The following is a 7,044-nucleotide window of genomic DNA, read 5'->3' as shown; positions in this document are numbered from 1 at the left end:
GGGATCTGCTGGGTGTTCGCGGAGTCCATCGGAGACGTCGCGTTGTCCGGTGTCACGACGAAGGCTCCACGCGCGCTGGCGCGTGCGAGCAAGGCGTCCGCCCGAGCACGGGGGTCCATTCCCCTAGGCCTCCCGACTGACCTGGGGCCCTCTGGGTTCAGGGCCGACTGTGTGTTGTCTAGGGTAGGCCCTAGGAGCGGCCGCCGTCAGCAGACCCGCAAACGTCTTCCGACAAAAGTTGCCGAGCGCGCGGCCGGCGGCGGGGACTCAGGCTTCCATGTCCGAGAGGATCCGGGTGCTGGAGTCGGCCTTGTCCGTGCCCCCGATGCCGTAGATCATCGAGATGTCGTTGCGGGCCCCGGCCTCGACCTCGTCGGCCGGGAGTTCGTCGACGTTGCGCCGGTCCCCGCCGTTGCAGAACTCGAGTTCCGTGTCCGGGTACGCCGCGCGGATCAGGTCGAACGACTCGTTGATGCCCGGCCCCTGCTCGACAGCGACGTACACGTCGTCGACGATGCGCAGCGCGCGGACGATCCGGGCACGGACGTCCTCGACCTGGATCACCCTGCCCTTCTTGAGGACCTGCTGGTGATCGTTGTTGACGATGACGATCAGGTAGCCGGACCGTGCCTGCGCGGCCTCGAACAGGTCGAGATGGCCCTGGTGGAGCGGGTTGAAGTACCCACTGACGATCGAGGCCTTAGCCGGTCGCGATGTCATCGTCCGTGTCCTCCGTCGGCTTACGGTTGGGGGTCATCAGCTTAGCTCCGGCGGCGCCGGGCACCGGATGGCCCGCGTAACCCTAGCCGAGGGCGGGGTAGTTTCCGTGTGTGCGATTCCGCCCCGGCTTCGAGCTCGACCTGGACACGGTGCTGGGTCCGTTGAGCCGTGGGTCGCGGTCGCCCAACGTCGTCCGCACCGAAGGCGGGGTCACCTGGCTGGCCGCCAACACCGCGGACGGTCCGGGCACGCTCGCGCTGCTGCGGCGCGCGGACGGCGAGATCGAGGCGGAGGCCTGGGGCCCCGGCGCCGACAGCCTGCTCGACGGCGTCCCCGCCATGCTGGGCGCGCACGATGACGACTCCGCCTTCGTCGCGCATCACGACGTCATCGCGTCGGCGCGGCGCCTGAACCCGGGGCTGCGGCTCGGTTCGACCGGCCGGGTGTGGGACGCGCTGGTGCTCGCCGTGCTGGAACAGAAGGTGACCAGCGCGGAGGCGCTGCGGTCGTGGAGCGAATTGTGCCGCTGGTTCGGGGAACCGGCGCCGGGCCCCGGGCCGTCACGGCTGCGTGTGCCGCCGACGCCGGTCGCCATTCGTTCCATTGTGGACTGGAAATGGCATCGTGCCGGGGTGGACCTGAAACGGCGGACGACGTTGATCACCGCCGCGCGCGTCGCGCCACGGCTGGAGAAAGCCGTCGAGCTGAAGGGCGTCGAAGGACGGGCCTGGCTGCGGAAGGTCCCCGGCATCGGGGTGTGGACCGCGGCGGAGATCGCGCAGCGCGCCTGGGGAGACCCGGACGCGGTGAGTTTCGGCGACTACAACATCCCGTCGATGGTGGGGCACGCGCTGGTCGGCACGAAACTCGACGACGCCGGGATGTCGGAGGTGCTGGCGCCGTATTCGCCGCAGCGGCAGCGCGCGGTGCGGTATCTGTCGACGGCCGGTTTCCGCCGCCCTAGGTTCGGGCCGAAGATCGAGCTTCGCGACTACCGCGCGATGTGACTCGGCCGGTCTCGCGGCGGCCAAGTACATGAAGGCCCCCTTCCTTGCGCCTAACGCAAGGAAGGGGGCCTTCATGTACTTGAAGAGGTGACGCCGACTCAGTTGCCCCAGCCCTGCGGCGGATAGGGCTGCTGCTGGCTCGGGTACTGCGGCGGCTGGCCGGGGTACTGCTGCGGAGGGTACGGACCCTGAGGCCCGCCCTGCGGGTACTGCGGCGGATACGGCTGCTGAGGGTACTGAGGCGGATAAGGCGGCTTCGGCTTGTTGAGCGTCTTGATCAGGAAGTAGATCCCGAACCCCAGGCCCACGAGCACCGCCAGGATGACCACCAGCTGAATGATTCCCATAGCGGCATACCCCCTTCGTTCGTCTCAGCGGAGGGTAGATCAGCCCAGCGCCGCGTCGACGATCGCCTTGGCCTCGTCGCGGTCGAGCCCCAGTTTCCTGGTCAGCGCGGCGTAGTCGGCGGCCGCTTGCCTCGCCCGTTCGCGGGTTTCGTCGCCGACGGCGCTGACGAAGGTCCCCGCCCGGCCGCGAGTCTCGATCAGGCCGGCTTCTTCGAGCTCGCGGTAGGCCTTGGCGACGGTGTTCGGGGCGATGCCGAGGTCCTCGGCGAGCTTCCGCACGGTCGGCAGTTTCGCCCCGACGGGCAGCGTGCCGTCGTTGATCCGCGCCGCGTAGGCGGTGCGGACCTGCTCGAAGGGCGGGACAGGGGAGTTCGGGTCGACGCGGACCATGCTGTCGGCTCCTACTGGCGGGGCGGCATGACCTGGGTGCGGTCGGCACCGGGGACGACCTGGGTGGCGTCGCCCGAACCGCCGGGCACGACCTGTGTCCGGTCGGCACCGGCGGGTGAGACGACCTGCGTCCGGTCGGCACCGGCGGGCGAGACGACCTGGGTGCGGTCGGCGCCGGCGTCCGCCTGCTGCTGCGGGGAGACGACCTGCGTGCGGTCGGCGCCCGCGTCGATCGGCGGCCCGGCCTGCGGAGGAGGCGGCGGCGGGAAACCGGGGGCGGGCATCGGCGGCTGCGACGCGAACGGGTTCGGAGCCGGGGCACCGGGCGGCGGCGCGAAACCCGCCGGAGCCGGGGCCGGAGGCGGCGGGAAGCCGGGCGCCTGGCCGAAACCGGCCTGCGGAGGCGGCGGCGGGAAACCGGGCTGCTGCTGCCAGTTGCCCTGCGGGGCGGGGCCACCGGCGGGCGGGGGAGGCGGCGGGAAACCCGGAGCCGGGCCGCCACCGCCGAAGTTCGGATTCTGCGGGAAGGTCATCGGCGGCTTCTTCGCCTGGTTGACCTTCACGATGATCACCACGATCACGATGATGATAATGATGATCGCCAAGATCAGCAGGAACCAGCCGAAGCCGTCACCGTCCCCGCTGCTGTGGACCCGGACCCGGTCCAGGTATGGCGTCAGCGTCGTCAACATCATTCCCCCTTTTGAACGTCAGGCGACACCCTAACCGGCCGACGACGCGGGGAGTGCGGCTTCCACCAGTTCGGCGAGATCTTCCGACCCTTTCGGCAGAGAATTCACCGGCCACCAACGAAGATCGTCCGATTCGTCGCTTTGGACCGGTTGTGCGCCCCGGGGTGCGCGCACCACGAAACGCACGTCGAAATGCCGTGTCGGCACGCCGAGCGAGCAGGTGATCGGGTGGACGTCGAGATGCACGGGGGCCGGGTCGATCGCCAGGTCCTCGATGCCGGATTCCTCCCGCGCCTCGCGCAGGGCGGCGTCCGCGAGCGTCGCGTCGCCCGGTTCGCAATGCCCGCCGAGCTGCAACCAGCGGCCGACGCGCGGATGCAGGGTCAGCAGCACGTTCTCCGCGTCGGCGTCGAGGAGGACGGCCGACGCGGTGATGTGCCCGGCCGCGCATTCGCGGCGGCAGACGTCGTCGCGGGCGGCGAGGAAGCCGAGATAGGCCTGGCGCAAGGATTCCTGAGCGGCGTCCGCCGGTCGCCAACCGGACAAAGTGGACACAACGTCGTCGTGCAAAGTCACAGCTCGAGAAGTCCTTCACCGGGTTCGACGGGGCCGCGCGCGGGCGGCAGGGCGGCGGGATGACCGATCGCGACAGCGCCGAGCGGTTCCCATCGCGCGTCCAGGCCGAGGACCTCGCGCACGATGTCGGCGGCGAAGATCGTCGAACCGATCCAGCACGAGCCGAGGTCTTCGGCGGCGAGCGCGACCAGCAGACCTTGCACCGCCGCACCCCCGGCGACGGTGAACATCGTGTGCTCACAAGCGTTTCGGCGATCGTCGCGGTAGGTGTGCGCGCCCTCGGCGACGAGGAACGGCACCACGACCTCGGGCGCGTCGTAGAGAATGTCGCCGCGGCTGAGGCGCTTCGTGACCTGCTCGGCGGTGAAGTCGTCGCCTTCGAGATCGGCCTGCCAAGACGCCTTCATCGCGTCGAGAAGCTTGCGGCGCAAGCCTTCCTCACGCAGCCACACGAACCGGACCGGCTTCGTGTGATGCGGCGCGGGCGCTGTCAACGCCGTTCCGACGGCTCGGCGCAGCACTCCGGGATCGACCGGCTCGTCGGTGAACGACCGGATCGAACGCCGCGCGAGCACGGCTTCCCGGCGGCCCTGCGCGAGGGATTCGTTGGTACCGAGACGGAACAGGTCCTCCTCGATCGGCCGGAGCAGCTTGCGGGCGGTCGAACCGTCGTCCGTCAGCTGAAGGCCGCGCACGACCGCGACCGGCGTCCCGCCGAGCTTGCCCTTGACCAGATCCGCCGCGGCGGCCAGTTCGTCGGCGATCGCCACCTCGGTGACCGCGAGTTCGTTGCCCTGGCTGTCGACCTCGCCCGCGTACGAATGCAGCACCCGCAGCCCGGACGCGCCGATCGCGGCGTCGGTCTGCCCGACCCGCCACGCGCGGCCCATGGTGTCGGTGACGACGACCGCGACCTCGACACCCAGCCGTTCCCGCAGCCCGTTCCGCAGCGCGAGCGCGGAGGCGTCGGGGTCGGACGGCAACAACGCGACCTCGCCGGAGGCCACGTTCGACGCGTCCACCCCGGACGCGGCCTGCACGATGCCGAGCTTGTTCTCGGTGATCACCGTCCGGTTGATCCGCGCGATCACGCGGACGGACTCCTCCTCGACGAGTTTGCGCCGGGCGGCGTCGCGCTCCTCGGGATCGGCCGGGACGCGGATGAGCATGCCCTCGGTCTTGGAGACGATCTTGCTGGTCACGACCAGGACGTCGCCCGAGCGCAGCCACGGCGCCGCCGTGACGATCGCGCCGGTCAGGTCGTCGCCGGGCCGGAACTCCGGGAGACCGTCGACGGGCAGGATCTCGATCTTCGCGGAAGCATGATCAGTCAACGGAAACTCCGGCCAGCTCGAAGGCCGCGCGCACCATCGCCGCGGTCGCGTCCACATCGGACATCAGCAGGGGGACGTCGCGGACGGCGACACCCGGCACGTCCACGGTTTCGCCCTCGGAGACCAGCCAGCCGTCGAGCACGCCGTCCGGGGATTCCTTGCGGGAACCGTAATGCCGCCCGACGGCCTCGGCCGAGGTCTCCACGCCGATCGCGCTCAGGCACGCGTCGGCCATGCCGCGCAACGCCTTCCCGCCGATGATCGGCGAGACACCGACGACCTTGGCTCGGGTCTTCCGCAGCGCGTCACGGATCCCCGGGACGCCGAGGGTCGTACCCACCGAGACCACCGGGTTGGACGGCGCGAACAGCACGACGTCGGCGCCCGCGATCGCGTCGAGCACGCCCGGCGCGGGCTTCGCCTCGTCGGCGCCGACGGCGATGATCGAATGCGCCTTCGGCTCGGCGCGGTAGCGCACCCACCACTCCTGGAAGTGGATCGCCTTGCGCTGGTCCGGGTCTTCCGGATCGTCGATCACGACGTGCGTTTCGACGCGGTCGTCCGACATCGGCAGCAGGCGCACCCCCGGCTGCCAGCGGTCGCACAGCGCCTCGGTGACCTGGGAGAGCGGGTAACCCGCGCGCAGCATCCGCGAACGGATCAGATGCGTCGCGATGTCCTTGTCGCCCAAGCCGAACCATGTCGGCTCGGCGCCGTATTCGGCGAGCTCCTCCTTGACCGTCCAGGTCTCACCGGAGTGGCCCCAACCGCGCTCTTTGTCGATCCCCCCGCCGAGGGTGTACATGCAGGTGTCCAGGTCCGGGCAGATGCGCAGACCGTGCATCCACACGTCGTCCCCGGTGTTCACCAGCGCGGTCACCTCGTGCGGCGATTCCGGCGCGGAACCGATCGCGGGCAGACCCAGTGCTTGCTTGACCCCCAGCAGGAAGCGGGCCCCGCCCACTCCGCCGACCAAAATGACGACCTTCACGACGGGCGATCCTCGCACGCGCCGGGACCCGGGGCCCAGTAGCGGTACCTGTGGTGCTCCGTACAGCCCAGGTTGTCGTACAGCTTCAGCGCGCCGGAGTTCGCCACCGCGACCTGGAGCACGACCCCGGTGGCGCCTTGAGCGGCCGCCCAGCCGCCCGCCGCGTTCATCAGCCCGCGGGCCAGCCCCCGCCGCCGGAACTCCGCCCGGACCTCCAGCCTGCCGATGTGCAGCCACTCGCCGACGACCGCGCCGCGTACCGCCCCGGCCGTGACGCCGTCGACTTCGACGACCCCGAAGCCGACCTTTCCGGTGCCGAGGACATGCCGTGGCGCCTCGGCCGGCTCGGCGCTTCCCGTCGTCATTTCCCACCATCCGGACGTCGGTTCGTCGAGAATCACCGCTCCCGCCGAGGTCCCGTGCGAAAGCGGCCCGGTCAGCACCGAAACCTCGTGCGCGGGCCGGTGTTCCACATACTGGACCCAGCCCGCCGAGGCGATCTCGTCCTCCACGGACGTGTTCTGGATCACCTGAACGACCGGCGGGATGGCATGATGGTGGGCGAAGTCACAGACCGCCCGCAGGGCGTCTGGCAGCGGTTTTCCCGGGTCACCGATCGCCAGCGCGCTGTTGGCGCGGGCGGTGAACCCGTCCGCCCAGCGCAGCCTCCAGTCGCCGATCCGGCGCTCCAGCAGGGGCGTCCAGGCCTGGCTACAGGTGAGCTCGAGCATTTCCGCACTGTTCACGGTTAGATTGTGCCAAGGAAGGCAGTGGAGGGACCCCGATGAGCATCGCGCGCAAGGACGACAGGCACAACGAAGACCTGGTCCGCGAGATCTCCGACGGCTTCAACCGGGCGTTGGGCGCGGAAAAGGCAGTCGAGGAGAAGAACGAGGAAGCGGCGAAGCCCGCCGCGCCGCAGTTCGTCATCACTGGGGACAGCAGGGCCACTCCGCCGCCACGCCGCAGGGACCGCTGAAAGCCCAT

Annotated in this window: 10 protein-coding genes; 2 read left to right on the top strand and 8 right to left on the bottom strand. The window is 70.2% G+C overall.

The annotated features are described in order from the left end of the window. Window positions 1-267: 267 nt before the first annotated feature. Entirely contained in the window at window positions 268-720 is a 453-nt protein-coding gene (locus tag ACFWMR_RS32790) for an adenylyltransferase/cytidyltransferase family protein (RefSeq protein ID WP_093934845.1), read from the bottom strand. 110 nt (window positions 721-830) lie between these two features. Here ACFWMR_RS32790 and ACFWMR_RS32785 point away from each other — a divergent pair, with 110 nt between their 5' ends. Then, window positions 831-1,727 carry a DNA-3-methyladenine glycosylase family protein gene (locus ACFWMR_RS32785; protein WP_093934844.1) on the top strand — a complete coding sequence of 299 codons (897 nt, stop codon included), beginning with the start codon at window positions 831-833 and terminating at the stop codon, window positions 1,725-1,727. Window positions 1,728-1,825: 98 nt separating this feature from the next. On the opposite strand, the gene ACFWMR_RS32780 is transcribed toward ACFWMR_RS32785, so the two are convergent. The 7 genes from ACFWMR_RS32780 to ACFWMR_RS32750 are packed head-to-tail and all read right to left on the bottom strand — an operon-like array spanning window position 1,826 to window position 6,788. Next, entirely contained in the window at window positions 1,826-2,074 is a 249-nt protein-coding gene (locus tag ACFWMR_RS32780) for a hypothetical protein (protein WP_378381164.1), read from the bottom strand. Between the two features lie 39 nt (window positions 2,075-2,113). After that, complete coding sequence (locus ACFWMR_RS32775) at window positions 2,114-2,464, bottom strand: GntR family transcriptional regulator (RefSeq protein ID WP_378277451.1); 351 nt, start codon at window positions 2,462-2,464, stop codon at window positions 2,114-2,116. 11 nt (window positions 2,465-2,475) lie between these two features. Beyond that, on the bottom strand, window positions 2,476-3,156 hold the full coding sequence (locus ACFWMR_RS32770) for a hypothetical protein (RefSeq protein WP_378381163.1): 681 nt from the start codon (window positions 3,154-3,156) through the stop codon (window positions 2,476-2,478). Window positions 3,157-3,186: 30 nt separating this feature from the next. Beyond that, on the bottom strand, window positions 3,187-3,732 hold the full coding sequence (locus tag ACFWMR_RS32765; RefSeq protein WP_378277453.1) for an NUDIX hydrolase: 546 nt from the start codon (window positions 3,730-3,732) through the stop codon (window positions 3,187-3,189). Continuing rightward, window positions 3,729-5,066: a coenzyme F420-0:L-glutamate ligase gene (locus ACFWMR_RS32760; protein WP_378381162.1), complete on the bottom strand. Its 1,338-nt coding sequence runs from the start codon at window positions 5,064-5,066 to the stop codon at window positions 3,729-3,731. The genes ACFWMR_RS32765 and ACFWMR_RS32760 overlap by 4 nt, the downstream gene beginning before the upstream one ends. Further along, on the bottom strand, window positions 5,059-6,057 hold the full coding sequence (cofD, locus tag ACFWMR_RS32755; RefSeq protein WP_378381161.1) for a 2-phospho-L-lactate transferase: 999 nt from the start codon (window positions 6,055-6,057) through the stop codon (window positions 5,059-5,061). Before cofD ends, ACFWMR_RS32760 begins: the two co-directional genes overlap by 8 nt. After that, window positions 6,054-6,788, bottom strand: a complete 735-nt coding sequence (locus tag ACFWMR_RS32750; RefSeq protein WP_378381166.1) for a GNAT family N-acetyltransferase — start codon at window positions 6,786-6,788, stop codon at window positions 6,054-6,056. Before ACFWMR_RS32750 ends, cofD begins: the two co-directional genes overlap by 4 nt. A 53-nt stretch (window positions 6,789-6,841) precedes the next feature. On the opposite strand from ACFWMR_RS32750, the gene ACFWMR_RS32745 reads away from it, so the two are divergent. Then, window positions 6,842-7,036 carry a hypothetical protein gene (locus tag ACFWMR_RS32745; RefSeq protein ID WP_005155437.1) on the top strand — a complete coding sequence of 65 codons (195 nt, stop codon included), beginning with the start codon at window positions 6,842-6,844 and terminating at the stop codon, window positions 7,034-7,036. Window positions 7,037-7,044 lie beyond the last annotated feature (8 nt).

Origin of the sequence: Amycolatopsis thailandensis, from assembly GCF_042723255.1 — a bacterium.
GTDB lineage: Bacteria > Actinomycetota > Actinomycetes > Mycobacteriales > Pseudonocardiaceae > Amycolatopsis > Amycolatopsis thailandensis.
The sequence above is the reverse complement of the archived record's forward strand: the minus strand, read 5'-3'. Positions and strand labels throughout refer to the sequence as shown.

Coding starts and splice junctions, on each gene's coding strand:
- ACFWMR_RS32790 (WP_093934845.1), bottom strand. CDS start 720: ATGACATCGCGACCGGCTAAGGCCTCGATCGTCAGTGGGTACTTCAAC.
- ACFWMR_RS32780 (WP_378381164.1), bottom strand. CDS start 2,074: ATGGGAATCATTCAGCTGGTGGTCATCCTGGCGGTGCTCGTGGGCCTG.
- ACFWMR_RS32775 (WP_378277451.1), bottom strand. CDS start 2,464: ATGGTCCGCGTCGACCCGAACTCCCCTGTCCCGCCCTTCGAGCAGGTC.
- ACFWMR_RS32770 (WP_378381163.1), bottom strand. CDS start 3,156: ATGTTGACGACGCTGACGCCATACCTGGACCGGGTCCGGGTCCACAGC.
- ACFWMR_RS32750 (WP_378381166.1), bottom strand. CDS start 6,788: ATGCTCGAGCTCACCTGTAGCCAGGCCTGGACGCCCCTGCTGGAGCGC.
- ACFWMR_RS32745 (WP_005155437.1), top strand. CDS start 6,842: ATGAGCATCGCGCGCAAGGACGACAGGCACAACGAAGACCTGGTCCGC.